The organism is Bradyrhizobium sp. AC87j1, from assembly GCF_002936975.1.
In the GTDB taxonomy this organism is placed as follows: Bacteria; Pseudomonadota; Alphaproteobacteria; order Rhizobiales; family Xanthobacteraceae; genus Bradyrhizobium; species Bradyrhizobium shewense.
Genome location: NZ_PTFE01000030.1, coordinates 1 through 25,852 on the forward strand (window position 1 = coordinate 1; position 25,852 = coordinate 25,852).

19 protein-coding genes are annotated in these 25,852 nt (G+C 64.2%); 9 read left to right on the top strand and 10 right to left on the bottom strand.

Annotated elements, in window-relative coordinates; genetic code table 11:
* Positions 1 to 1,316 (bottom strand): LLM class flavin-dependent oxidoreductase (locus tag CV770_RS17370; protein WP_104463169.1); only part of this gene is annotated, 1,316 nt, incomplete at its 3' end.
* Between the two features lie 274 nt (positions 1,317 to 1,590).
* On the opposite strand from CV770_RS17370, the gene CV770_RS17375 reads away from it, so the two are divergent.
* From CV770_RS17375 to CV770_RS17400, 6 genes are all read left to right on the top strand, one after another.
* Positions 1,591 to 2,976, top strand: coding sequence for a M20 family metallopeptidase (locus CV770_RS17375; RefSeq protein WP_104463170.1), 1,386 nt, complete (start codon positions 1,591 to 1,593; stop codon positions 2,974 to 2,976).
* 101 nt (positions 2,977 to 3,077) lie between these two features.
* Entirely contained in the window at positions 3,078 to 3,989 is a 912-nt protein-coding gene (locus CV770_RS17380) for an amino acid ABC transporter substrate-binding protein (RefSeq protein WP_091966019.1), read from the top strand.
* Positions 3,990 to 4,104: 115 nt separating this feature from the next.
* On the top strand, positions 4,105 to 4,836 hold the full coding sequence (locus CV770_RS17385) for an amino acid ABC transporter permease (RefSeq protein WP_104463171.1): 732 nt from the start codon (positions 4,105 to 4,107) through the stop codon (positions 4,834 to 4,836).
* Between the two features lie 3 nt (positions 4,837 to 4,839).
* Positions 4,840 to 5,532, top strand: coding sequence for an amino acid ABC transporter permease (locus CV770_RS17390; RefSeq protein WP_091966017.1), 693 nt, complete (start codon positions 4,840 to 4,842; stop codon positions 5,530 to 5,532).
* A gap of 12 nt (positions 5,533 to 5,544) precedes the next feature.
* The gene (locus tag CV770_RS17395) at positions 5,545 to 6,276 is read left to right on the top strand and encodes an amino acid ABC transporter ATP-binding protein (protein WP_018321511.1); all 732 of its coding nucleotides are present in this window, start codon (positions 5,545 to 5,547) and stop codon (positions 6,274 to 6,276) included.
* 189 nt (positions 6,277 to 6,465) lie between these two features.
* The gene (locus CV770_RS17400; RefSeq protein WP_104463172.1) at positions 6,466 to 7,326 is read left to right on the top strand and encodes a D-amino-acid transaminase; all 861 of its coding nucleotides are present in this window, start codon (positions 6,466 to 6,468) and stop codon (positions 7,324 to 7,326) included.
* A gap of 137 nt (positions 7,327 to 7,463) precedes the next feature.
* Here the strand turns inward: CV770_RS17400 and CV770_RS17405 are convergent, their stop codons facing one another.
* From CV770_RS17405 to CV770_RS17415, 3 genes are all read right to left on the bottom strand, one after another.
* Positions 7,464 to 7,925, bottom strand: a complete 462-nt coding sequence (locus CV770_RS17405; RefSeq protein ID WP_104463173.1) for a carboxymuconolactone decarboxylase family protein — start codon at positions 7,923 to 7,925, stop codon at positions 7,464 to 7,466.
* Positions 7,926 to 7,953: 28 nt separating this feature from the next.
* Entirely contained in the window at positions 7,954 to 9,564 is a 1,611-nt protein-coding gene (locus tag CV770_RS17410; RefSeq protein WP_104463174.1) for an MDR family MFS transporter, read from the bottom strand.
* A gap of 116 nt (positions 9,565 to 9,680) precedes the next feature.
* Positions 9,681 to 10,862, bottom strand: coding sequence for an HlyD family secretion protein (locus CV770_RS17415; protein WP_104463175.1), 1,182 nt, complete (start codon positions 10,860 to 10,862; stop codon positions 9,681 to 9,683).
* Positions 10,863 to 11,160: 298 nt separating this feature from the next.
* Between CV770_RS17415 and CV770_RS17420 the strand changes: the two genes are divergently transcribed.
* Positions 11,161 to 12,072, top strand: coding sequence for a LysR family transcriptional regulator (locus CV770_RS17420; RefSeq protein WP_104463176.1), 912 nt, complete (start codon positions 11,161 to 11,163; stop codon positions 12,070 to 12,072).
* Here the strand turns inward: CV770_RS17420 and iaaH are convergent.
* Entirely contained in the window at positions 12,067 to 13,491 is a 1,425-nt protein-coding gene (iaaH, locus tag CV770_RS17425) for an indoleacetamide hydrolase (protein ID WP_104463177.1), read from the bottom strand. The genes CV770_RS17420 and iaaH overlap by 6 nt on opposite strands.
* A gap of 76 nt (positions 13,492 to 13,567) precedes the next feature.
* Positions 13,568 to 17,017 carry an indolepyruvate ferredoxin oxidoreductase family protein gene (locus CV770_RS17430; protein ID WP_104463178.1) on the bottom strand — a complete coding sequence of 1,150 codons (3,450 nt, stop codon included), beginning with the start codon at positions 17,015 to 17,017 and terminating at the stop codon, positions 13,568 to 13,570.
* Positions 17,018 to 17,169: 152 nt separating this feature from the next.
* Between CV770_RS17430 and CV770_RS17435 the strand changes: the two genes are divergently transcribed.
* A complete protein-coding gene (locus tag CV770_RS17435; protein ID WP_091966009.1) occupies positions 17,170 to 17,625 on the top strand; it encodes an Lrp/AsnC family transcriptional regulator in 456 nt (151 codons plus the stop codon).
* Positions 17,626 to 17,729: 104 nt separating this feature from the next.
* Here CV770_RS17435 and CV770_RS17440 read toward each other — a convergent pair whose 3' ends face one another.
* From CV770_RS17440 to CV770_RS17450, 3 genes are read right to left on the bottom strand one after another with little or no spacing between them, the layout of a single operon-like run.
* On the bottom strand, positions 17,730 to 18,515 hold the full coding sequence (locus CV770_RS17440) for a fumarylacetoacetate hydrolase family protein (protein ID WP_091966008.1): 786 nt from the start codon (positions 18,513 to 18,515) through the stop codon (positions 17,730 to 17,732).
* A 15-nt stretch (positions 18,516 to 18,530) separates the two neighbouring features.
* Positions 18,531 to 19,898 (bottom strand): LLM class flavin-dependent oxidoreductase, encoded by a 1,368-nt coding sequence (locus CV770_RS17445; protein ID WP_104463179.1) that lies wholly within the window; start codon positions 19,896 to 19,898, stop codon positions 18,531 to 18,533.
* 21 nt (positions 19,899 to 19,919) lie between these two features.
* Positions 19,920 to 20,972, bottom strand: coding sequence for an Ldh family oxidoreductase (locus CV770_RS17450; RefSeq protein WP_104463211.1), 1,053 nt, complete (start codon positions 20,970 to 20,972; stop codon positions 19,920 to 19,922).
* Between the two features lie 297 nt (positions 20,973 to 21,269).
* Here CV770_RS17450 and CV770_RS17455 point away from each other — a divergent pair, with 297 nt between their 5' ends.
* Entirely contained in the window at positions 21,270 to 25,385 is a 4,116-nt protein-coding gene (locus tag CV770_RS17455) for a bifunctional diguanylate cyclase/phosphodiesterase (protein ID WP_104463180.1), read from the top strand.
* Here the strand turns inward: CV770_RS17455 and CV770_RS17460 are convergent.
* Entirely contained in the window at positions 25,359 to 25,700 is a 342-nt protein-coding gene (locus tag CV770_RS17460; RefSeq protein WP_104463181.1) for a hypothetical protein, read from the bottom strand. The two genes, CV770_RS17455 and CV770_RS17460, sit on opposite strands and share 27 nt — an antisense overlap.
* Between the last annotated feature and the right edge of the window lie 152 nt (positions 25,701 to 25,852).

Here is a 25,852-nt window from a genome sequence, read left to right on the forward strand (position 1 = left end):
GCGCCGAACAGCTTCTCCCGCAGCGTGCCCTTCGCATATTCCGGCTTGTACCGACCACGCTTGGTCAGCTCCGGCACCAGCATGTCGGCGATATCCTCGAAATCGCCGGGCGAGACGGCGAAGGCCACGTTGAGGCCGTCGACGTCGGTCTTCTCGAACCAGTCCTCGATCTTGTCCGCGACCATCTCCGGCGTGCCGACCACGACAGGGCCGGCGCCGCCGATGCCGACATGCTCGATGACGTCGCGCACGGTCCAGACGCGGTCCGGATCGCCCCGGGTGACGTTGTCGAGCGCGCTGCGACCGGCATCGTTCTGGACGTGACGCACTTGCTGGTCGAGCTCGTAGCCGGAGAAGTCGATGCCGGTCCATCCCGACATCAGGGCCAGCGCGCCTTCCGGATTGATATGCGATCGGTAGTCGGCATATTTCGCCGCAGCTTCCGCTTCCGTGTTGCCGAGGATGATCGTCATCATGTTGAACATCAGGATCTGAGCCGGATTGCGGCCGACCGAGGCGGCCTCCTGGCGGATCGCCGACACGCGCGGCCCGATGATCTTGGCTGACGGTCCTGACATGAACACGCATTCGGCGTGACGTGCCGCGAACTGCCGGCCGCGCGGCGAGGTGCCGGCCTGGTAGAGCACGGGCGTGCGCTGGGGCGAGGGCTCGCTGAGATGAATGGTGTTGTTGATGCGGTAGTTCGCGCCCTCATGGTTGACGCGATGGACTTTGGCGGGATCGGTGAAGATGCCGCGCTTGCGGTCGCGCAGCACGGCGTCGTCCTCCCAGCTTCCCTCCCAGAGCTTGTAGACCACCTCCATATATTCGTCCGCGATGTCGTAGCGGTCGTCATGCCCGGTCTGCTTGTCCTTGCCGGCGCCACGCGCGGCACTGTCGAGATAACCGGTGACGACGTTCCAGCCGATCCGCCCCTCGGTGAGATGATCCAGCGTCGAAATCCGCCGCGCGAACGGGTAGGGCGGCTCAAACGACAGATTGCTGGTGACGCCGAAGCCGAGGTCTTTCGTCACCGCGGCCATCGCCGAGAGCAGCAGCAGCGGCTCGTTCGACGGCGTCTGTGCTGCGTTGCGCAAGGCCGCGTCAGGGCTGTTGCCGTAGACGTCGTAGACGCCGAGCACGTCGGCGAGGAACAATCCGTCGAAACGGCCGCGCTCCAGCGTCCTGGCAAGATCGATCCAGTAGGGCAGGCGGTTATACTCGGCGGTGCGGTCGCGCGGATGGGTCCACAGGCCCGGCGACTGGTGCGCGACGCAATTCATCGCAAAGGCATTGAGCCTGATCTGCTTGGCCATGATCGTTCCCCGGCGCTCTATACTGAGCGCTCTTCGAATGGTAGATGTGCGCCCGAACTTGGCGAAGTTCTTGCATATAACCTGCGCTTGGCAAGGCCAAAATCAGTCGCGCTGCCGCCTTTGGCAAGCCAATCTCAAGAGAGCAAGAACGAAATCCCAGGAGAAGTACAAGAGAACTACAAGAGAAGTACAAGAGCTATCCAAGTCCCCGCCACTTTCGAAGGCCACCCTGTCTCGGGTAGGGTCCTTCACCTCGAAGTCCGAAAAGCAAGTCATGACCAGAGCCGACGCCATCGCCCGCGCCCGTGAGGATTTCAAATCCGGTGCGTTCCTCGCTGAACTCGACCGCCGCGTTGCCTTCAAGACCGAAAGCCAGAATCCCTCGCGCGGCGCCGAGCTGCGCGCCTATCTGGAACAGGAGATGCAGCCGGCGTTTGCCGCGCTGGATTTTGCCAGCCGCATCGTCGAGTCCCCCACTGGCAAGTCGCCGTTCCTGTTCGCCGAGCATCACGAAAGCGCCTCAGCGCCGACCGTGCTGATCTACGGCCATGGCGACGTCGTCGACGGCATGGAGGGCGAGTGGCGCGAGGGCCGCGATCCCTGGCGCACGACGGTTGCGGGCACGCGGCTCTATGGCCGCGGCACCGCCGACAACAAGGGCCAGCACAGCATCAACATGGCGGCACTCCGTGCGGTGCGCGACGCCCGTGGCGGCAAGCTCGGCTTCAACGCCAAGTTCATCGTCGAGATGGGCGAGGAGATCGGCTCGCCCGATCTCGGCAAGGTCTGCGACCTCAACCGCGACGCGCTCAAGGCCGACCTGTTCATGGCCTCCGACGGGCCCCGTTTGTCCGCCGACCGCCCGACGCTGTTCCTGGGATGCCGCGGCGGCATCCGCATTCATCTCGATGTGAACCTGCGCGACGGCGGCCACCATTCCGGCAATTGGGGCGGCGTGCTCGCCAACCCCGCGACCATTCTGGTGAATGCCATCTCGACGCTGGTCGACGGCCATGGCCGGCTGCAGCTCGACGCCCTGAAACCGCCGCGCCTCACCAACCAGATCCGCAGCTATCTTGCCGACGTACAGGTGGTGCCGACCGAGGACGAGCCGGCGCTTGCCGAGAACTGGGGCGAGGAGGGGCTGTCGGCCGCCGAGCGGCTTTACGCCTGGAACACGCTGGAAGTGCTGGCGATGTCATCGGGCAATATCGAGAAGCCGGCCAACGCCATTCCAGGCCATGCCAATGCCGTGCTGCAACTGCGTTTCGTGGTCGGCACCGAGGTCGGCGGCCTGATCGAGGCGGTTCGCGCGCACCTTGTCCAGAAGGGCTTTCCGATGGTCGAGGTGCGGGCGGCGCAGAGCTTTGCTGCATCGCGGACCGATTTCGACAGCCCTTGGATCAAATGGGCCGCGGATTCGGTGAAAGAGACCACGGGGAAGCCGCCGGCGGTGCTGCCGAACTTCGGCGGCTCGCTGCCCAACGACGTATTCTCCGAGATCCTGGGTCTGCCGACGATCTGGGTCCCTCACTCCTATCCCGGCTGCTCCCAGCATGCGCCCAATGAGCACATCCTGCTGCCATTGACGGAAGAAGCCTTGACGGTGATGGCCGGCCTGTTCTGGGATCTCGGGGAATTGCCCAAGCCGCTGACCTGAGCCCATTAACCTCTGCCGCAAGCCAGCCGAAAGTCACATTCTAATCCGGCCCAATCTGTGCTTGCATCCGGGCCGCATCATCCTGAAAGGGGACCAAAAAAGTGAAACATTTCCGTAGCATTGGGCTCGCGCTCGCCGCGACCTTCGCCGTCAGCCAGGCCGGGGCCCAGGAGCTGACAGGCACGCTGAAGAACATCAAGGACACCGGCGCCATCACGCTGGGCTTCCGCGACTCCTCGATCCCCTTCTCCTATCTCGACGACAATCAGAAGCCCGTCGGGTTCGCGATGGATATCTGCTACAAGATCGTCGACGCCGTGAAGAAGGAGCTCAAGCTCGACAAGCTCGAGGTCAAGCTCAACCCGGTAACGTCGGCGACCCGCATCCCGCTGATGGCGAACGGCACCATCGACCTCGAATGCGGCTCGACCACCAACAATGCCGAGCGCCAGAAGCAGGTTGCCTTCACCAACACCCACTTCCTGACCGCCAGCCGCTACGTCTTCAAGAAGTCGAGCGGCCTGAAGTCGATCGAGGACCTCAAGGGCAAGACCGTGGTCTCGACCGCGGGAACCACCAACATCAAGCAGCTCACCGAGGCTAACGTCGCGAAAAGCCTCGGCGCAAACATCATCCCCGCCAAGGACCACGCCGAAGCCTTCCTGATGGTCGAAACTGACCGCGCGGTCGCCTTCGTCATGGACGACATCCTGCTCGCGAGCCTTGTCGCCGGCTCGAAGTCGCCGGATGACTACGCCGTCTCCAAGGACGCATTCTCCAAGCCCGAGCCCTACGGCATCATGCTGCGCAAGGACGACGCTGCCTTCAAGAAGGTGGTCGATGCGGCGACCGCTGCGCTCTATACGTCCGGCGAGGCCCAGAAGATCTACGACAAGTGGTTCACGGCCAAGATCCCGCCGAAGGGCCTCAACCTCAATACGCCGATCTCGGCCGAGCTGAAGAACGAGTTCGCGAAACCTTCGGACTCGCCGAACCCGGACGACTATAAGTAAGATAACCTCGATCTTTCGATCGGGATCATGTCCGGCCACTCTTGACACAGGGGTGGCCGGACATTTGCATAGGCGGCCAGGATATCTCTGACTGGCGCGTTCGCGCGGGGGACACGTGAACTACAACTGGAACTGGGGAATCTTTTTCCAGCCGAACCCGATGGGGACCGGCACCTATCTCGACATGCTGCTGTCGGGCCTGGTGCTGACCCTGAAGACCGCGGCGTTGGCCTGGGTCATCGCGCTGATCACCGGCTCGCTCGTCGGCGTCATGCGCACGCTGCCGTCGAAGGGTGCGAACTGGTTCGGCTTCGCTTATGTCGAATTCTTCCGCAACATGCCGCTGCTGGTGCAACTGTTCCTGTGGTTCTTCGTGCTGCCGGAACTGCTGCCGAAAGGCGCCGGCACCTGGCTGAAGCAGCTGCCGAACGCGCCGTTCTGGACGGCGGCGATCGGCGTCGGCTTCTTCATGTCGGCGCGCGTCGCCGTGCAGCTGCAGGCCGGCATCGGCTCACTGCCGCGCGGGCAGAAGATGGCGGCGACCGCGCTCGGCCTGACCACCGCGCAGGGTTATCGCTATGTGCTGCTGCCGATGGCGTTCCGTATCATCCTGCCGCCGCTGACGTCGGAGTTCCTCAACACCATCAAGAACACGGCGGTCGCGATCACCATCGGCCTGCTGGAGCTGACCGGACAGGCGCGCTCGATGCAGGAATTCTCGTTCCAGGTGTTCGAGGCCTTCACCGCCGCGACCATCCTCTATCTTCTCGTCAACGCCGTCGTCGTGACCGCGATGCGTTTCCTCGAGCGCTGGGTCGCGATCCCCGGCTACATCACGGGGAAATAAGCGATGTTCGGCAATCTCGATTTCGACGTCATCCGCCGCGCGCTGCCCTATTTGTTCTACGAGGGCATGACGTTCACTCTGACGCTGACGGGGCTCGCAGCTCTCGGTGGCCTCGTCTTCGGCACGGCGCTCGCGCTGATGCGGTTGTCCGGCCTCAAGCTGCTCGGCCGGATCGCCGGGGTCTATGTCGACTTCATGCGCTCGCTGCCGCTGGTGCTGGTGATCTTCTGGTTCTACTTCCTGGTGCCCTATATCGGGCAGTGGGTGACCGGCGCCTCGCGCCCGATCAGCGTCGGCGCGTTCGCGTCCTCGCTCATCACCTTCATCATGTTCGAGGCGGCGTACTTCTCCGAGATCATGCGCGCCGGCATCCAGTCGATCTCGCGCGGCCAGCCGGCCGCGGCCAGCGCGCTGGGGCTGACCTACGCCCAGACCATGCGCTACGTCGTGTTGCCGCAAGCCTTCCGCAACATGCTGCCGGTCCTGATCACGCAGACCATCGTGCTGTTCCAGGACACCTCGCTGGTCTACGTCCTCTCGATCACGGACTTCCTGGGAGCGGCGAGCAAGGTCGCGCAACGCGACGGGCGCCTCGTAGAAATGTATCTGTTCGCAGCGGTCGTCTACTTCACCATTTCCTGTATCGCGTCCTTCGGCGTCCGTCGCCTTCAGGCGCGCATCGCCATCATTCGATAGAGCGTGTCGGTCATGATCGAAATCAGCCACGTCAACAAATGGTACACTCCGAGCTTCCAGGTGCTGACCGATTGCACCACCAGCGTCACCAAGGGCGAGGTGGTCGTGGTCTGCGGTCCCTCGGGCTCGGGCAAGTCGACGCTGATCAAATGCGTCAATGCGCTGGAGCCGTTCCAGAGCGGCGACATCAGCGTCGACGGCACCAAGGTCAACGATCCCAAGACCAATCTGCCCAAGCTGCGCTCGCGCGTCGGCATGGTGTTCCAGCACTTCGAGCTGTTCCCGCACCTCAAGATCATCGACAATCTCTGCCTCGCGCAGCAGAAGGTGCTGGGCAGGTCGTCTGACAAGGCGGTGACGAAGGGCATGATGCTGCTGGATCGCGTCGGCCTGAAGGAACAGGCGCAGAAATTTCCCGCGCAGCTTTCCGGCGGCCAGCAGCAGCGCGTGGCGATCGCGCGCGCGCTCGCCATGGACCCGATCGTGATGCTGTTCGACGAGCCGACCTCGGCACTCGATCCCGAAATGGTCAGCGAAGTGCTCGACGTCATGGTCGATCTCGCCCATGAGGGCATGACCATGATGGTCGTCACCCACGAGATGGGGTTTGCCCGCAAGGTCGCCAACCGCGTGATCTTCATGGACCGCGGCGAGATCGTCGAGGACGCGGCGAAGGACGATTTCTTCGGCCAGCCGCGCAGCGACCGCGCGCAGAAGTTCTTGTCGAAGATTCTGTCGCATTAGCTCCCCTGTCATTCCGGGACGCGCCTCTGGCGCGGGCCCGGAATCCATCGGGCGGCAGTACGCGAGGTAAGATGGATTCCGGGCTCATTCGCTTTGCGAATGCCCCGGAATGACGGATCGAGGGTTTATCGGGCTCGCCAAATCTCCTATACCGAGAGCCAAATCCCCCTTCCCCCCAGGAGACCTGCCTTGGATCCGATCGCCTACGTCAACGGCTCATTCGTCCCGCTCTCGGACGCCAAGATCTCGGTCCTCGATCGCGGCTTCCTGTTTGCCGACGGCATCTATGAGGTCTCGGCCGTGCTCGACGGCAAGCTGGTCGACAACGCCTCGCATCTGGCGCGGCTGGAGCGCTCGGTCGGCGAGATCAGCTTGAAGCTGCCGGAGACGGTCGAGCGCATTACCGAGCTGCAGAAGGAGCTGATAGCGCGCAACAAGATCGCCAACGGCCTCGTCTATCTCCAGGTGACGCGCGGCGCCGACAAGGGCCGCGACTTCGCCTTCCCCAAGGGCGACGTCAAGTCGAGCCTGGTGATGTTCACTTCCGAAAAGGACATCATCAACGCCGCTTCCGCGAAGACCGGCATCAACGTCATCACCGTGCCTGATATCCGCTGGGAGCGGCGCGACATCAAGAGCGTCGCCCTGCTGGCGCAGGTCTTGGCAAAGCAGGCCGCGGCCGAAGCCGGCGCCGGCGAAGCCTGGATGCTGGAAGACGGCTACGTCACCGAGGGCGGCTCCTCCTCGGCGTTCATCCTCACCAAGGACGACGTCATCGTCACCCGCAAGAACTCCAACGCGATCCTGCCGGGCTGCACCCGCAAGGCCGTGGTGGCGCTCGCCGAGGAGCGTCAGCTCCGTGTCGAGGAGCGCTCGTTCACGGTGGCCGAGGCGCTGGCCGCGAAGGAAGCTTTTGCCACCTCGGCGTCACTGTTTGTCCAGCCCGTGGTTGCGATCGACGGCAAGAAGGTCGGCGACGGCAAGCCCGGCCCGATGGCCACGCGCCTGCGCGAAATCTACGTGGAGTTCGCCAAGGCGACGGCGGTTTAGGCCGCATACGCCGCTTCCGTAGGGTGGGCAAAGGCGCCCTTGCGCCGTGCCCACGTCTTCTCTCGGATGTTGGAAGAACGTGGGCACGCTTCGCTTTGCCCACCCTACGAGACCTGCGCTGAGGCGCGTGTTGCGACCTACGCCACGGACGCCTTCACCTTCACCGGATGAACCGCACGGAACGCGATCGCGATCCTGTTCCAGGCGTTGATGGCGCCGATCAGCATGGTCAGGTTCACCGTCTCTTCCTCGGAGAACTGCGCACGGACCTGCTCGTAGACGTCGTCAGGCGCGTGCGTCTGCGCAATCAGCGTGACCGATTTCGTCCAGGCCAGCGCGGCGCGTTCGCGATCGGTGTAAAGCGGGGATTCGCGCCAGGCATCGAGCAGATAGATGCGCTGCTCGGTCTCGCCGCGCTTGCGCGCGTCTTCGGTGTGCATGTTGATGCAAAAGGCGCAGCCGTTGATCTGTGACGCCCGGATCTTGACGAGCTCGATCAGCGATTTCTCGAGCCCCGTGGACTGGATCTGCGTCTCCAGCGCCATCAGCGCTTTCATCGTGTCGGGCGCGGCCTGGTAGAAATTCATCCGGGGTTTCATGGTCGTTCTCCTTGCTTGCTGGGTTCGGTCAGTGGGCACCACCGGCTGAGGTCTGGCCGGGCTTCTTCAGGAAGAGGACCGCGGCGAGCGCGACGATCAGTGCCATGCCGAGCAGATAAAACGTGTCGCTGAAGGCGAAGATATAGGCCTGCTTCTGCACGGTATGGCCAATCGCGACATAGGCGCGATGCGCCGCATCCGCACGGTCGAGGATGCCGTGATTGACAAAATATTGCGTAAGCTGTTCCAGCCGTGTGCGGGTGGCCTGCTCGAACACCGAGACCGACTGCATCAGCACGTTGGAGTGATACTGCTCGCGCTTGGTCAGCACGGTCTGGAGCAGTGCGATGCCGACAGCGCCGCCGAGATTGCGCATCATGTTGAACAGGCCCGAGGCCGAGCCCGCGTTCTCCGCCTCGATGCCGGCGGTGGCGACCGCCGACAGCGGCGCCATCACCAGCGCCTGGCCGATGGCGCGGACGACGTTGGGCCACAGCAGCTGGTCGGCGGCGTAATCGTTGGTCATATAGATGTTCATGAAGTTGGAAGCCGCGAACAGCACGAACCCGATGCCGATGATGATCCGCGCATCGAACTTTTGCATCAGGCGCGGCACCAGCGGAATCAGCAGGAGTTGCGGCAATCCGGTCCATGCCAGCACCATGCCGATCTGTTCGGAATTGTAGCCCTGGATGCGCGACAGATATTGCGGCAGGATGAAGACCGAGCCGTACAGCGCAATGCCGAGCAGGAAATTGGCGAGCATGCCGAAGCCGAAATTGCGGCGGACGAGCAGGCGTAGGTTGAGTAGCGGCTTCTTCACCGTGAGCTCGATGATCAGGAAGGCGGACAGCGCGACGGCCGCGATCACTGACAGCCTGACGATGAAGGGCGAGCCGAACCAGTCGTCCTTGTTGCCTTCCTCCAGCACGGTCTGCAGCGCCGATAGCCCGATCGCCATGGTGATGATGCCGGCCCAGTCGCCATCGCGCAGCAGCGCCAGCTTCATCGGCTTGGGCTCGAGCGCGTACCAGAGCATGCCGACCATCACCGCGCCGGGGATGAGGTTGACGTAGAAGATGTACTCCCAGCCGAAATTCTCGGTGAGATAGCCGCCGATGGTCGGGCCGATCGCGGGCGCGAACGTCGCCGACAGCGCGAACAGGGCAAGGCCGACCGGCTGTTTTGCGCGCGGCAGCAGCGTGATGATCAGCGTGAACGCCATCGGAATCAGCACGCCGCCGGTAAATCCCTGCACGGCGCGCAGCACGATCATCTGCGGCAGATCCTGCGCCAGTGCGCAAGCCGCCGAGAGAACCAGGAACAGGACCGCGTTGGTCAGAAGGTAAATCCGGATCGAGAACACCTGCGCCAGCCAGCCGGAGAGCGGGATCACCACGATTTCGGCGATCAGATAGGAGGTCGAGATCCAGCCGCCGTCGTCGATGCCGGCGCCGATCGCGCCTTGGATGTCGGCGAGCGAGGCGTTGACGATCTGGATGTTCAGCACCGCCATGAAGGCGCCGAGCGTCGCGCCGATCACCGCGACCCAGGTTTTTGCGGATACCGCCGGCGTGGTCGGAGCTGCGGGGGCGGCGAGATTGGTGGCGGCGTCGACGGTCGGTTGCAGCGTGCTCATGGAAGCCTCGTCTCGGGTACGGAGACAGGATGCGTCAGGCGAATGGTTTCGATGATCGATGAAGCTGTGGAAGGATCGTTGGCAGGATTTGATCATCCCGCCGATACCTTCCGGCTTCAGCCGCCGTTGGGGCGGGACGTGTTGTCGGCGAGGCGCTTCGCCGCCTCGCGCTCGGCCAGCACCGCCTGCTTGGTATCGACCGTCGGCACCGCCGACATGCCGGGGCGCAGCAGGCCGGTGAGGCTGTGGTCGTCGAGCACGATCTTCACCGGGACCCGCTGCACGATCTTGGTGAAATTGCCGGTGGCATTGTCGGGCGGCAGCAGCGCGAATTCGAGCCCGCTCGCCGGCGACAGGCTGTCGACATGGCCGTGCAGGGTTCGATTGCGAAAACTGTCGACGTGCAACTCGACCGGCTGACCCGGCCGCATATGCGTGAGCTGGGTCTCCTTGAAGTTGGCGACCACGTAGACCGCATCGAGCGGCACCACCGCCATCAATTGCGTGCCGGCTTGCACGTACTGGCCGACGCGCAGCGAGCGGGCGCCGACGGTGCCCTCGACCGGCGCGGTGATCTCGGTATAGGACAGGTTCAACGCCGCCTGCTGCGCGACCGCGCGGGCCCGTTCGAGCTGGGCCACCGCCTGGGCGCGCTGGGTCGTGAGCACGTCGATCTTGCGCTGCGCGGCCAGCAGACCAAATTTCGCGTGCTGCAATTGCGCGCTGCTGGCACGCAGCGCCGCGTCGGTCTGCTGCGCGCGCTGGATCGTGCCGGAGCCGGTCTTCATGAGGTCGTCGTAACGGGCGCGCTCTTCCTGCGCGAATTTCAGGTTGGCGTCCGCTGCGGTGACATCAGCCGTGCTCTGCTCGATGATCGGCTGTTGCAGTTCGAGCTGGGCATCGATGTTGCGCACCGAGGCTTCGCCGGCGGCGACGTCGGCTTTGGCCTGGTCGAGCGCGGCCTTGAAGTCGCGATCGTCGATCTTGGCCAGCGCTTGGCCGGCCTTCACCTTTTCGTTGTCACTGACCAGCACCTTGGCGATGTAGCCGGAGATTTTTGGTGCGATGATCGTGGAGTCGGCCTTCACATAGGCGTCGTCGGTTGTCTCAAGGTAGCGACCGTTGGTCCAGTAGTCGTGTCCGTAATAGACAATCGCTGCCGTACCGGCGAGGAACGCGAGCACCAGCGCCGCGCGCCGCACCCTGTTCCAGGCCGGGACAGTCGGCGGCGGCTTGGGGCTATCTGGGGTGATTTCAGTTGCCTGCTGAAAAATCTCGGCGCGGGGCATCTCGGACATGGAAGTCTCCTATCGGCGTCCTGAGACTATTGGTCTTTCTGGGATGGGTGATAATCGACGAAATGCTGGAAGGATTATCCATCAGGGTTGGATAATCCGCAGAGGTCGCCTTGGTTGTGATGTCTAGCGAAACCAGACCCGCGACTGCCCCAGCGGGATTGCCGCGCCCGTCGAGCGATTGCTGCTAACGCATGCGTCCTGCTGCACCGGAGCCTCCAAGCCGGATGAACTCCATGTTTCGATAGATAATCGGGGCGAATTCCTTGCGATTATCCATCAAAGGCGGATAATCCGCGCCATGGATCGATTGACCAGCCTCGAAGTCTTCAGCCGGGTGGTAGAGACCGGCGGCTTCTCTGCAGCCGCCCGCAAGCTCAACATGTCGACCACCATGGTGAGCAATCACGTTCAGGCGCTGGAAGACCGGCTCGGGGTGAGGCTGCTTCAGCGGACCACGCGCAAGGTCAACCTCACCGAGATCGGCAAGGCCTATTACGACCGTTGCGTCCAGATCCTCGCCGACATCGAACAGGCCGACGATATCGCAAGTGAATTGCAGTCGGTACCCCGCGGCACGCTGCGCATCCACGTCGCCACGCACATGGTGCAGTTCGTCGCGCCTGTGGTGGCAAAGCTTCTGTCGACCTATTCGGAGCTCAAGGTCGATCTGCGCATGGGCGAAGGTGACGTCGATCTCATCGAGGAAGGCTACGATGTCGCCTTGCGCATGACCTCGCCGCCGGATTCAAGCCTGATCGTCCGTAGCCTCGCCACCTGGCGTCACGTGCTGTGCTGTTCGCACGATTATCTCGAGAAGCACGGCCGGGTGCAGAAGCTCGACGAGCTCGCCGCGCATAATTGTGGCCGGCACCTGAACTATCCGTTCGGCGATGAATGGCGCTTCCTCGATCGCAAAGGCGCACCGGCCTCCGTACGCATCTCGGGCAGCTTCGTCACCAATAGCGGGGAAGCGCTGCGCAAGGTCGCACTGGAGGGAGCCGCAATCTGTCTAATGGCGGGATTTCTCATTCAGGACGACCTCGAAGCCGGTCGCCTCGTGCGCCTCTTGCCGGAATATCGGACGATCGAGCTGTCCATGAACGCGGTCTATCCGCATCGTCACCATCTGTCGGCGAAGGTCAGGACCTTCATCGACCTGCTCGCGCACCACAGCGCCGAGCAGCAAAAGCTGATCAATCCGTATTCATGATCGGCGCGGCGCCGGCAGCCGTCCGAATACCATGTCCAGCGCCATGCCAATCGCAACGAGCTGCGCATCGCTGCCCGCCGGGCCGTCCAGCTCAAGGCCGATCGGCAGCTCGCTGGTGGCGCCGAGCGCGATCGGGATCTGGATTCCGGGAATACCGGCATTGCTGCCGGGATCGGTGTTCTGGATGAACAGCCCGAAGTTCTCGAGGCTGCTGGAGTCGGGATTGGAGGCGATTGCGACGCGGGGCGTGGTCGGGAAAGCGATGGCGTCGAGCCGATGATCGGCGAAGGACCTGGCATAGAGCGCCTGTAGCGCCGGTCGTGCGGTCTTGATCGCCGCGTCGTAGATCGGCCCGGCATCGAGCAGCGTATTGTCCGGACCGGGCAGTTTGCGCGGGATGACGAGGCCATCATAGGTGCCCTTCACGTCGGGGCTCGCAATCGCCCTCGCCAGCGCTTCGATGGTGAGGCCTGTGCCGGTGTGGGCGAGATATCCGACCATGTCGTCATAGGCTTCATACAGCGCGACGGGGAAGCCGACCTGGCCGTTGAGTTCGGCGAGCTGCGGCATCTCGACCTCAACGACCGTGACGCCCTGCGCCTTCATCCGCATGATGGCGGCCTGGAAGGCGGTTTCGGTGTCGGCATCGAGATTGGTCAACATCGTCTTCACGATGCCGATCCGCACCTGCTTCAGGTCGGCAGGTAGGACCGCCTCGCGACCCGAGATCACGCGATCGAGCAGCTCGACGTCGGCCATGGTCGCGGCCATCGGGCCCGCGGTGTCGCGCGCGTGCGAGATCGGGGCGATGCCTTCTTGCGGATAGCGGCCGATGGTCGGGCGCAGCGAGGCACATCCGTTCAGCGCGGCGGGCACGCGCACCGATCCACCGGTGTCGGTGCCGAGCCCGCCAGCGACGATCCGCGCGCCGATCGCAGCGCCGGTCCCGGACGAGGAGCCGCCGGCGATCAGGGTGCGGTCATAGGCGTTGCGCACGCCGAACTCGGCGCCGGTCTTGAAAGCGGTGTTGTAGCCGGAGATGCCGAAGGCCAGCTCGTGCATGCTGGTCTTGCCGATGATGATCGCGCCGGCAGCGCGCAGCTTTGCCACGACCGGCGCATCGGCCTTTGGAACGTAATCCCTAAGTGCGGGTGTGCCGGCGCTACAGGGCAGTCCCGCGACCTCGATGTTGTCCTTGATCACAAGGGGCACACCGCCGAGCGGCTTGTTCTTGTCGCCCGTCGTGTCGAATGCCGCGGCGGCCTTCAGGACGCCGGCCTCGTCCAGCGTGACGAAGGCATTGAGATCGGCATTGGCCTTGGCGCGGGCGAGAGCCTCCGTTGTGAGCGCGGTACTCTTGACTGTACCGGCGCGGAGGGCGGCCGCGGCCTGGGTCAGGGTCAACTGGTCGAAATCCATGATGCGTCACCCGATTGGCGGGCAGCCGTCAGGGCGCCCTCCCGAACATAGAGGCTGAAGCCTCGCCGGCTCCGCGTCAACCGGTGGCGCGCAGCTTTGCCGGCGACGACGGGTGGAGTTCATTGAACCGCCGCTCGACCTCGATCTTCGCCTTCTCGATCGCGGCGTCCTTGACCGGGCCATAGCCGCGGATGTCCATCGGCGCCGTTGCGATTGCGACGAGACCTGGCAGATGCGCCGCGTCGAGCCCGCCGAGCATCCGTTCGATCAGACCTTCATACCAGGCGATCAGCTCGCGCTCGGAGCGTCTTTCCCGGGTGTAGCCGAACGGATCGAACGGCGTGCCGCGTAGTCCCTTCAAGCGCGCGAGCATGGCGAGCGGCATCTGGATCCATTGGCCGAAGGCGCGCTTGCGCGGCCGCCCCCGTGCGTCGCGCTGCGACGGCAGGAAGGGTGGGGCGAGGTGATACCGGACTCTGAAGCCATCCTCGAATTCGCGTTTCAGCTCATCGAGGAATCCGCCCTGCATGTGCAGGCGCGCCACCTCATACTCGTCCTTGTAGGCCATCAGCTTGAACAGGGCGCGGGCGACGGCCTCGGTCAGGGCCTCGCTGTTCAGGACAGCTTCGGCTCGGCGGACCCTCGCGACGGTCGCCCGGTAGCGCGCCGCATAGGCGTTGTCCTGATAGGCGGTGAGGAAATCGGCCCGACGGTCGGTCATCTGGTCGAGCGTCTCGGCCTTGGGCGCATCGTCCACCCTCGGCAAAAAGTCCGGATCGGCCGCGGCGACCCGGCCCCAAGCAAAGGCCTGCTTGTTGCGTTCGACGGCGACGCCGTTGAGCTCGATTGCGCGCAGCAGCGCTTGCAGCGAGAGGGGAACCAGTCCGTGCTGCCAGGCAAAACCGAGCATGATGATGTTGGCATAGACGGCATCGCCGAGCAGCCGTTCAGCCAGTGCGTTGGCGTTGATGGTGCCGAGATTGCTCTCGCCGATGACCTGGCCAATGGCACGCAGGCGCGCGGGTGATGCGAGATCGGCGTCCCGGAAGCGGACGACGTCACCGGTCGGCATCTCCGCGGTGTTGACCGCTGCACGCGTGCCGCGGCGGTAGGTGCCTGAGGCTTTTGGCGAGGAGCTCACCACAAGGTCGCAGCCGATCAGCGCATCGGCTGCGCCCTGGTCGATACGGACCTGATGCAGCGCCTCGGGACTCGAGGCGAGGCGGATGTAGCTCAGCACGGGCCCGAACTTCTGCGCAAAACCGGTGAAGTCCAGCACCGAGACGCCGCGGCGTTCGAGGTGCGCGGCCATGCCGATCAGCGCGCCCACTGTGATGACGCCGGTGCCACCGACGCCGGTCACCAGCAGGTCGTAGGGGCGGTCGAGCGTTGCCGTCGCGGGCAACGGAAGTGTGGCGGCCCGCCCAACGGCGTCGATCTGACTCGCGCTCTTCTTCCGCCGCGTCGCGCCTTCGACGGTCACAAAACTCGGGCAGAAGCCGTTGAGGCAGGAAAAATCCTTGTTGCAGGCCGACAGATTGATCTGGCGCTTGCGGCCGAACGGCGTCTCCTTTGGCTCGACGCTGAGGCAGTTGGATTCCACGGAGCAGTCGCCGCAGCCTTCGCAGACGAGATCGTTGATATAGGCGAAGCGCTTGGGGTCGGCCATCTGCCCGCGCTTGCGCCGGCGTCGCTTCTCCGTGGCGCAGGTCTGCTGATAGATCAGGACCGAGACGCCGGGGATATTGCGCAGCTCGCGCTGCACGGCATCCATCTCTTCGCGCGGATGAAGGGTGACGCCGGCCGGCAGGTCGGCAGGCGAGAACTGTGCCGGATCATCCGACACCAGCGCGATGCGCGTCACACCTTCGGCGCGGACGCTGTGGGCGATGGCAAGCACGCTGATGGGACCATCGACCGGCTGCCCGCCTGTCATCGCGACGGCATCGTTGAACAGGATCTTGTAGGTGATATTGGCCTTGGCGGCGATCGCCTGCCGGATCGCCATCGAGCCGGAGTGGTAGTAGGTGCCTTCGCCGAGGTTCTGAAAGATGTGCTTGTGGCCGGTGAAGCGTGACGAAGCCGTCCAGTTGACGCCTTCACCGCCCATCTGGATCAGTGACGAGGTCTCGCGGTCCATCCAGCTTGCCATGAAGTGACAACCGATGCCGGCCAGCGCCTTGGAGCCTTCAGGTACCTTTGTTGATGTGTTGTGCGGACATCCCGAGCAAAAATACGGCGTTCGTGTCGCGCCGCTGACGTTGATCGTGCGCGCTGCCTCCGGCATCAGAGCGGCCGCGCGTGCGGCGAGATTGAGGCCTGGAAACATCGGATCAAGCCGGCGCGCTAGCACGCCGGCGAGCGCGCGAGGCGACAATTCGCCGATCCAGGAGATCAGCCTTGCCCCGGTTTCATCGTGCTTGCCGACCATGCGCTCCGGCTTGCTGCCAGGATAGTCGTAAAAATATTCCTTGAACTGACTCTCGATGATGCCGCGCTTCTCCTCGACCACGAGGATCTCGCGCTTGCCTTTCACGAAATCCATGGCGTCATGCAACGCCAGTGGCCAGACCATGCCGACCTTGTAGACGTCGATGCCGATGCTGCGGCAGGCGGCTTCGTCAAGACCCATCAGCCGCAGCGCCTCCATCAGATCGAGATGGGCCTTGCCTGTGGTGACGATGCCGTAGGTGGCATCCGGAATGTCATAGATGTGAAGGTCGATCGGATTGGCCTTTGCGAAGGCGTAGACCGCGTGCTTCTTCGCCTCCAGCCGCTCCTCGATCTGCGGGCCCGGCAAATCAGGCCAGCGGTAGTGCAGTCCATCAGGCGGCGGCGTGAAGTCGGGCGTGCGGAAGTGGCGCGGCGGCTGTAGCGCGACGGAGGCGCCCGACTCCACGATCTCCGAGATCGCCTTGAAGCCGACCCACATGCCGGAGAAGCGGCTCAGCGCATAGCCATATTCGCCGAACTCGAGATATTCGCCGACGCTCGCGGGATGCAGCGTCGGCATGAACCAGCTCATGAAGGCGACGTCGGACTGGTGCGGCATCGAGGAGGAGACGCAGCCATGGTCGTCGCCGGCGACCACCAGCACGCCGCCATGCGGCGAGGAGCCGTAGGCGTTGCCGTGCTTCAGCGCATCGCCGGAGCGGTCGACGCCGGGTCCCTTGCCGTACCAGAGCCCGAACACGCCATCGACCTCGCGATCTCCCTGCGTCTCGACCTGCTGCGAGCCGAGCACCGCGGTCGCGGCGAGGTCCTCGTTCACGGCTGGCAGGAATTCGACACGGTCCCGCTTCAGCCGCTCCTGGATGCGCCAGAGCTCGAGGTCGATGCCGCCGAGCGGCGAGCCGCGATAGCCTGAGATGAAGCCGGCGGTGTTGAGCCCCGCGGCCCGGTCGCGCCTGACTTGATCGAGCGCGATGCGGACGATGGCCTGTGTGCCCGTAAGGAAGACGCGGCCGTGTTCGCGATCGTAGCGATCGGAGAGTTCGTAGGGGTCGAGTGACGGAAAGGCGTCCATGCGGACCTCCCGCGGCATCCTTGCCGGATGAGCGGAGGGTAGGCCCTGATGGTTGGTAGGTCTTACCTATCTTTCCTATTTACAACCTGATTCTGGTAAATTATCCCGAATTCTGCTATCGTGCGGTAGAATACACCAGATTGGGCCGATCGATGATCGAAGACCAGGACGCGCGGATTCTCGCTCATCTCCAGAAGGATGGCCGGGCCACCAACCAGCAGCTCGCCGACGAGGTCGGCATGTCCACTTCGGCCTGCTGGCGCAGGGTGCGCGCGCTGGAGGAAGCCGGCATCATCCAGGGCTACGCGGCGCTGGTCGCGCGCGAGCAGGCGGGCTTTGCGATGTCGGCCATCCTCCACGTCTCGCTGGAGCGGCACGACGCGAAGTTCGTCGACGAGTTCGTCTCGCGGGTAACCAAACGCCGCGAGGTGCTGGAGTGCTTTGCGACCACGGGCGACGCCGATTATCATTTGCGTGTCGTCGTGCAGGATATGGCGGCCTACAACCGCTTCCTCGACGAGTTCATGTTCCGCATTCCCGGCATCCGCTATGTCCGCAGCAACGTGGTGCTGAAGGAGATCAAGTCGAGTGTGGCGCTGCCGTTTTGAGGAAGATTGTAGGATGGGTAGAGCGATAGCGAAACCCATCGCGCTCTCTCCGCGACGAACCGAAATGATGGGTTTCGCTGCGCTCTACCCATCCTACGGCAGGATCACCGCCCCTCCCGCACAAACCTGTTCCGCAATGTCCCTACGCCCGTGATCTCGATCTCCACGACATCGCCGTGCTTGATGTCAGGCGAGGCGCCATCGGTGCCCATCCAGATCACGTCGCCGGGCCATAAGGTAAAATACTTTGTCAGCTCGACCAGGAAGGGCACCACGCCGAAGATCATGTCGCCGGTAGCGAAGCGGTTGGTTTCCTTGCCGTTGACCCGGACGATCGTTTCCATCTGTTGGAGATCGGCTTCTGTCTCGATCCACGGCCCCATCGGCTTGAATGTGTCGGCGTTCTTCGAGCGCCACAGGCTGCGGTCGGCCTTCTGCCAGCTGCGCTCGCTGACGTCGTTGCCGATGGTGTAGCCGAACACGCAATCCATCGCGTTGTCTTTGGTGAGATGTTTCACCTTCTTGCCGATAACAACGACGAGTTCGCCCTCGTAATGGATTTTCTCCGTCGCGAAGGACGGGATCACGACGTCCTCGTCATGTGCGATCAGCGCGTTCTGCGCGCGATAGCCGATCTCGGGGCGATCAGGCACGGCCGGCACTTCGCCGCGCTTGTCAGCGGCCTCCTTCAGATGCTTCAGATAGTTCAGGCCGACGCAATAGAAGGTGCGCGGGATCAGCGGCAGCTCGATCCTGACCTGCGACAGCGAATGCGTGCGCGAGGTGCGCTGCCATTCGCCGAAGGGATCGCCATCGACTGCGACGACCTTATCTCCCTCGACGATCCCCCACGAGGTCTTGCCTGTCTCAGTGAATTTCAGCCAGCGCATGCTAAGTCCTCGTTGCTATTCCGCGGCATCGCGCGGCGGCACCTTCCAGGCGCCGGCCGCGGGCCGCTTCAGTCCGAGATTTTCGCGCAGCGTCTTGCCGCGATAGTCTTTCTGGAACAGTCCGCGGCGTTGCAGCTCCGGCACGACATGCTGCACGAAATCGGCGTAGGAGCCGGGCACATAGGTCGCCGCGATGACAAAGCCGTCGCAGCCGCGCTCGACAAACATCTCCTCGAGCTTGTCCGCGATCTCCTTCGGGCCGCCGACCATCGCGTCCTGCACCTGGCCGCGGCCGGAGAAAGTGACGAAGTCGCGCGCGCTCGGATTGCTCTTGCCTGAATTCTTCAGCACGCCGTCGCGGATGCCCAGAATACCCTGCATGCTCTTGAGTTCGTCAGTGGTCAGCGGCTCGTCGAGATCCTTGGAGGCGAAGTCGTAGTTGAGCGCTTCGGCAAGCAGCGACAGCGCGTCGATCTGGAGCGGCAGCTTGTTGATCAGCGCCATCCTGTCCTCGGCTTCCGCCTTGGTCGCGCCACAGACCGGCGTCGTCAAATTGCAAAGGAACATCTGGTCGGGATCGCGGCCGGCCTTGGCGGCCTCGTTGCGCACGGACGCATAGCCGTCCTTGGCGCCCTGAAGATTGCGCGCGGCGGTGAAGATCACCTCGCCCCAGCGGCCGGCAAAGCGCTGGCCTCGGCCCGATGCCCCGGCCTGGATGATCACGGGGTGGCCTTGCTGCGAACGCGGCACGGTGAACGGCCCGCGTGACTTGAACGCCGCGCCCTTGTGGTCGAGCCGCTTCACCTTGGCCGGATCGGCAAAGCGGCCGGTCTTCTTGTCCATGATCAGCGCGCCGTCTTCCCAGGTGTCCCAATGGCCGAGCACGACCTCCATGAACTCGTCGGCCTTGTCGTAGCGGGAATCATGTTCGGGATGGGAGTCGCGCCCCATGTTGAGGGCCTCGCCGTCGTTGAGCGAGGTCACGACGTTCCAGCCCGCGCGTCCGCCGGACATGAGGTCGAGCGTCGCAAAACGGCGCGCAACATCGAACGGCTCGTAATAGGTAGTCGAGCAGGTTGCTCCCAGCCCGAGCTTCTCAGTGACCATGCCCATCGTGGTCAGCACGATCAGCGGATCCATCTTCACGCAGCGGATGCCGTATTCGACGGTATGGGCGTGGTCGTTGCCGTAGCGGTCCGGCATTGCCAGGCGATCGTCGAAGAAGGCCATGTGGAACTTGCCGGCTTCGAGAATCCTGCCGATCTCCTGATAGTAGCCCGCCGACATCGAATCGTCGCGCGAGTCTGGATGTCGCCACGAGCTCGGCAAGTTGGTGCAGTTCTGCGCCTGGAGGAAGCCGACCAGTACCATCTGCCGATTCATGCTGCTGTTCTCCTGATGCCGTCAGGCCAGATCGAGGACGGTGTCGAGCCGGTATTCCCGCGCCAGCGCGCGCAGCTTTTCCCAGGTGGCATCCTCGACCTCGATGCCGTCGCGCAGGCGCTGCTGCTCGCGCAAACCCTCGATCTCGCCGGGATAGAACACGCCCTTGCTGCCCTCGGACGGCGGCGTTGATTTCAGATAACGCGCGAACTCGGCGACCTCGCGCTTGAACTCCTGCAGCGGGCGGAATGCGGCGACATTGAACACCGCCATGAAACATCCGTCATTGTGCCGCCCCGTAGGCTCGACGCCGAAGCCGAGACCGGTGAGCAGGCCGCACAGCACCTCGACCATCGCGGCAAGACCGCTGCCTTTGTAGCCCTCGGTGCCGCCGAGCGGCAGCAGCGCGCCGCCCTTGCGGTATTGGGTCGGATCGGTGGTGTGCCGTCCCTCGGCATCGATGATCCAGCCCGTCGGAATCTCCTCGCCGCGGGCGACCGCGAGCTGGATCTTGCCGGCCGCCACCGCCGAAGTCGCCATATCCAGATAGAACGGCGCATCGAGATCGGACGGCACCGCGATCGAGATCGGGTTGGTGCCGAGCCGCGCCTCCTTGCCTCCAAACGGGGCGACGTGTTTCGGCGAGCGGCCGGAGTCCGCCGTGGCAATTCCGATCATGCCTGCGCGCATCGCCATCAAGGGGTAGGCGGCGAGACGGCCGACATGGCTTTGCCGGAACACGGTGCAGGCAGCGACATTCGCCGTCCTGGCTTTCTCGATCGTCAGCGCCATCGCCTTGGCGTTGACGTGGAAACCAAAGCCCCAATGGCCGTCGATCACGGTTGTGGTCGGCGATGCCTGGACGACGGTCCATTGGGCGCCGGGAACGATGTGGCCGGCCTTGATGCGGTCGATATAGGTGGGAACGGCGATCACGCCGTGGGAATCATGGCCGGCGAGATTGGCGTTGACGCAGCCGACCGCGACGGCGTCGGCTTCTTCCTCGGAGGCTCCGGCGGCGCGGAGCAGGGCGGCGCTGATGCGCGTGAGACGATCGGCCGTGACGATCGGCATGGCGTTCCCCGGGATCTTTGCCCTTGGCGGGCACTGATTGTTGGAGGCCATCGTCTCAAAGCGCGGCAGCGATATCAATCTCCCGTAAACCAATACAGGGCTGCAAATTCGTAAAGAGATCGCGGCTCTCGCTGAGGATTCGTCCCGTGCGGCGGTATTTTCGGTAGTTTACCCCGGGTCGTTCGCAGCTCGTTCACTTTGATCGATTGTTTGCAGCGCGCAATAACGACCACTTAGGCGATGGCCCCTCATAAAGTCACCCGGGAGAAATAGGCAGAATGCCCGGGAGCTGAGATCGTGCCGACGACACTCGCGCGCACATTTGCGGCGTTGAGCGCCATCAACGAAGCGATCCTCTATGCGAAATCGCCGGACGAGCTGTACCAGAAGGTCTGCAACGCCGGGTTTTCGAGCGGGGATTTCTTGGCTGTCGCCGTGTTTCTGGTCGGACCGGACGACCGGCGACTCCATTTTGCGGCCGGCTGTGGCGACGACGTTGCGCGGCTGCGCTCGATCGAGATCACGACGGTTGCCGGCACACCCGAAGGCTCGGGCGTCGGCGGCGAGGCATTTCGAGATCAGAAGCTGTGCGTCAGCAACGATTATCTGAACGACCCCCGTTCGCTGGCGTGGCGCGCGGGTGCCGCTTCGGCCGCCATTGGCGCGGCTGCGGCGCTGCCGCTGCTCTGCAACGGCAAGAGTGTCGGCGTGCTCTACGTGACCCGCCGCGAAGCCGGCTCGCTGAACGAGCAGATGGTGTCGCTGTTCGGGCGCATGTCGGCCAACATTTCCTATGCGCTGGACAATTTCGCGCGCGAAACCGCGCGGCAGACCAGCGAACGGGCGACGCGGCGACTCAACCGCATGTTCGGCGCCATCAGCGCCACCAATGAAGCCATTCTACGCGCCAAAACCGAGCAGGAACTGTATCAGCTCGTGTGTGACGCCTCCGTTCATGGAGGCAAATCGCTGGCGACCATCGTATTGCTCCGCGAACCGGATTCGCATTGGATGAGTCCGGTCGCGTCCACCGGCCAGAACCTCGCACTGATCACCCAGGCGCGCTATTCGATCGATCCGGAGAATCCCTACGGCAAGGGAATATCCGGCGAGGTGTTCCGGACGCAGAAGGCCATCGTCGAGGACGATCTCGCCAGCCGCACCAGAGGTTCGCCGTGGGAGCAGGCCAACGTCAACACTGGCGTTGCCGCCTGCGTGGTCGCGCCGCTGATCAGGCACGGTGAAAGTGTCGGCGTGCTCTTGTTCTTCATCAGCCGCTCGTGGGCCAAGGACGAGGAGATCGTCGCGCTCCTGCTGCGTATGGCGGAGAACGTCTCGTTCGCGATCGATAATTTCGGCCGCGAGTCCGAGAAGGCCAAAATCGCCGTCGAAGAGGAACGGCTGGCACGCATGTATGCGGCGCTCAGCGCCACCAACGAGGCGATCCTGCGGGCGCGGTCGCGTTCCGAGCTGTTCGACCTCGTTTGCGAGGCGACGGCGAAGGGCGCCAAGTTCACTTCGGCCAACATCGCACTGGTCGACCCTCACGCCGGGCTGCTGCGCGTCGTCGCCTGTTACGGACCTAACGCCGATCAGGTTCGCAACTTCAAGTTATCCATCTCCGAGGAGGTGCCGGAAGGGCGCGGACTGACCGGCATCGCGTTCCGCACGCGCCAGCCCGCCGTCAGCAACGACGTGCTCGCCGACGAGCGCATCGCGCCGTGGCACGCCAGCGCCCGCCGCAACGGGATCGCCTCCTCCGCGGCGCTGCCGCTCTTCAACGGCGATCAGGTCGAAGGCGTGTTCCTGTTCAACTCTCCGGAGTGCGGCACGTTCACACCCGAATTCGTCGAATTGCTGCGCAAGCTCCAGGCCAACGTCGCCTTCGCGCTGGAAGGCTTCGATCGCGCCGAGGAGAAGGCGCAGGTAGACAAGCAGCGCAATCGCCTGAGCGGAATGTTCGAAGCGCTAAGCGCAACCAATGAAGCGATCATGCGCGCCAAGACGCGCGAGGACCTGTTCGAGGCCGCGTGCCAGGCAGCTATTCTCGGCGACGTGTTCGCGTCGGCAACGATCGGCATCATCGACGAGGAAAACGAGCTCGTTCGCGTCGTCGCGGTGAAGGGGCGCCTGCAGCAGCAAATGGTTGGACGGACCTGCAGCATTTCCACCGACCATCCCGAAGGCGAGGGGATCATCGGCACCTCGCTCCGGACCCGCCGGCCCAGCGTCATGAACGACTATCTGAACGAGCCGCGGTCGGCATACTGGCGGGCGAAGGCGATCGAGGACGGAACGCGGGCCGCCGCCAGCTTCCCGCTTCTAAAGGCGGGCCAGGAGCCGATCGGCATCCTGCTTTTCCTCGCACCCGAGGAGGACACATTCACGCCCGATCTGGTCGAACTGCTCGGGCGCCTTGCCGAAAACGTCTCCTTCGCGCTCGACAATTTCGACCGTGCCGAGGAAAAGGCCCGCACCGAGGCGCAGAAGGAGCGCCTGACGCGCATGTTCGCGGCTCTGAGCGCGACCAACGAGGCGATCATGCGGGCGAAGTCGCGCGCCGAGCTGTTCGACCTCGTCTGCCTTGCCGCCTCGAACGGCGCCAAGTTCACCTCGACCACGATCGCGCTTGCCAGGGCCGACAGCGAGCAGCTGGAGATCGTGGCGAGCGCCGGGCCGTCTTCCGACACCACGCGGAACGTTCGCCTCTCCATCGACCCCGAGCGTCCCGAAGGACGCGGGATGAGCGGCACGGCGTTCCGCACGCGCCAGCCCTGCATCAGCAACGACTATCTCAACGACGATCGCGTCAGCGCCTTTCATGCGGTCGTCCGCGGCGACGGGGCGCGATCGGGCGCGGCATTTCCGCTCATCGTGCACGATCAGGCCGTCGGCGTCATGATCTACATGTCGACCGAGCCGGCTACCTTCACGGCCGAGTTCGTCGAGCTGTTGCAGCGCCTCGCCGACAACGTCGCCTTCGCGATGGAGAATTTCGATCGCGCGGACGAGAAGAACGAGGCCGACGAGCGGATCGAGTACCTCGCCTCGCATGACAGCCTGACCGATCTTCCGAACCGCGAGACCTTCAACGGGCTCTTGCGCGAGGCGATCGAAACGGCAGAGCGCCACGATCACCGTTTCGCGGTGCTGTTCATCGATCTCGACCGCTTCAAGGTCATCAACGATTCGCTCGGCCATGAGGCCGGCGACCTGCTCCTGCTCGAAGTCGCCAACCGCTTGCGCGGCGCGCTGCGGGAAAGCGACGTGGTGGCGCGCCTCGGCGGCGACGAGTTCGTGGTGATCCTGGACCAGTGCGGCGAGATCGACGACGTCCAGCGCATCGCGACCGGGCTGCTCGCTGCACTCGCCGAGCCCATGGAGCTGGCCGGACACGAGTGCCACACCACGGCCTCGATCGGTATCGCGATGTATCCAACCAACGGCTCCGATGCGCAGACCCTGACCAAGAACGCCGACATGGCGATGTACCTCGCCAAGGAGGACGGCAAGAACGGCTACCGCTTCTTCTCGAAGGAAGTGACGACGCAGTCGATCGAGCGGCTGTCGCTGGAGAGCGCGCTGCGCCGCGCGCTGGAGCGCGAGCAGTTCTCGCTGAACTACCAGCCCAAGGTCGACATGGCGACCGGCCAGATCACCGGCGTGGAAGCGCTGCTGCGCTGGGCGCATCCCGATCTCGGCAACATCTCGCCGGCTCAGTTCATCCCGCTCGCGGAGGAGACCGGCCTGATCGTGCCGATCGGCCGCTGGGTGCTGAGGGAAGCCTGCGCGCAGGCCATGGCCTGGCAGCGCCGCGGCCTGTTGCCGTTGTCGATGGCGGTCAACCTGTCGCCGCGGCAATTCGCCGACGAGCATCTGTTGCAGGACGTCGACGAGGTGCTGGCGGCCAGCGGCATGTCACCGGTGCTGCTCCAGCTCGAAGTCACCGAGAGCATGATGATGCGCAATGTCGGCCGCGCGCTCAAGGTGCTCGATGCCATCCAGAGCCGCGGCATCCGCCTCGCCATCGACGATTTCGGCACCGGCTATTCGTCGATGTCGCTGATGAAGCACTTCCCGATCGACACCATCAAGATCGACCGCTCCTTCGTGCGCGACCTGCCGCAGGATTCGGAGGACCAGGCGATCGCGCAGGCCATCATCAGCATGGGCAAGGCGCTCGGCATGACCGTCGTCGCCGAAGGCGTCGAGAACGCCGAGCAGGAGGCCTTCCTGCGCACCCATGGCTGCGACGAGATGCAGGGCTTCCTGATCTCGAAGCCGCTGCCGGCCAAGCAGATGGCCGAGCTGTTGCGGCCGATGATCCTGCCTGTCGCCCCGCCGCTCCAGCCGGAGCCGGACGTTGCCGCCACGGAAGCTGCGGCGTCACGGCTTAAACGCGCTGTCGTCTGACGGCTGCGGGTGCAGCTCGCGGACGTCGTGCTCCCCGCCCTCGGCCTTGCTCGGAAAATCCTGAGGCCCCGTCAGCGACGTCTGCTCGACGAACAGCGCGAGAATCGTGTGCGCGCCCTCGGCGAAGCTCGCGCCCTCGTTCAAACCGAGTTCGGCGCACCATGGGCAACTCATCGGCTCCCGGTCGTCGAACACCGCCATGGCGGGTCCCCACCACCAGGCGGGCGCGGGCGAGCGCTCGTCCGCAGGCACAATGCGCCAGCGGGCAAACTCCTCCATCACGCGCTCGAACTCCAGGCGTGCGGCCTGATGCATTCGTTCCATGCTCCCAGGGATCCGCGACCAATGACAGGCCTTCGCGCCGAAATGATCGTGACCTGACGCTCGGAAAATCGGCTCGCGCAATCGGCCGAGCCAGGCATGCCGGCATCGTCGCCGGCAGCGAAGGCCCAGTCTAGCCGTTCACG

Excerpts from the sequence above, each read along its gene's own strand:
- CV770_RS17375 (WP_104463170.1), top strand. The coding sequence starts at position 1,591 with ATGACCAGAGCCGACGCCATCGCCCGCGCCCGTGAGGATTTCAAATCC.
- CV770_RS17390 (WP_091966017.1), top strand. The coding sequence starts at position 4,840 with ATGTTCGGCAATCTCGATTTCGACGTCATCCGCCGCGCGCTGCCCTAT.
- CV770_RS17395 (WP_018321511.1), top strand. The coding sequence starts at position 5,545 with ATGATCGAAATCAGCCACGTCAACAAATGGTACACTCCGAGCTTCCAG.
- CV770_RS17405 (WP_104463173.1), bottom strand. The coding sequence starts at position 7,925 with ATGAAACCCCGGATGAATTTCTACCAGGCCGCGCCCGACACGATGAAA.
- CV770_RS17410 (WP_104463174.1), bottom strand. The coding sequence starts at position 9,564 with ATGAGCACGCTGCAACCGACCGTCGACGCCGCCACCAATCTCGCCGCC.
- CV770_RS17415 (WP_104463175.1), bottom strand. The coding sequence starts at position 10,862 with ATGTCCGAGATGCCCCGCGCCGAGATTTTTCAGCAGGCAACTGAAATC.
- CV770_RS17420 (WP_104463176.1), top strand. The coding sequence starts at position 11,161 with ATGGATCGATTGACCAGCCTCGAAGTCTTCAGCCGGGTGGTAGAGACC.
- iaaH (WP_104463177.1), bottom strand. The coding sequence starts at position 13,491 with ATGGATTTCGACCAGTTGACCCTGACCCAGGCCGCGGCCGCCCTCCGC.
- CV770_RS17430 (WP_104463178.1), bottom strand. The coding sequence starts at position 17,017 with ATGGACGCCTTTCCGTCACTCGACCCCTACGAACTCTCCGATCGCTAC.
- CV770_RS17435 (WP_091966009.1), top strand. The coding sequence starts at position 17,170 with ATGATCGAAGACCAGGACGCGCGGATTCTCGCTCATCTCCAGAAGGAT.
- CV770_RS17440 (WP_091966008.1), bottom strand. The coding sequence starts at position 18,515 with ATGCGCTGGCTGAAATTCACTGAGACAGGCAAGACCTCGTGGGGGATC.
- CV770_RS17445 (WP_104463179.1), bottom strand. The coding sequence starts at position 19,898 with ATGAATCGGCAGATGGTACTGGTCGGCTTCCTCCAGGCGCAGAACTGC.
- CV770_RS17450 (WP_104463211.1), bottom strand. The coding sequence starts at position 20,972 with ATGCCGATCGTCACGGCCGATCGTCTCACGCGCATCAGCGCCGCCCTG.
- CV770_RS17460 (WP_104463181.1), bottom strand. The coding sequence starts at position 25,700 with ATGCATCAGGCCGCACGCCTGGAGTTCGAGCGCGTGATGGAGGAGTTT.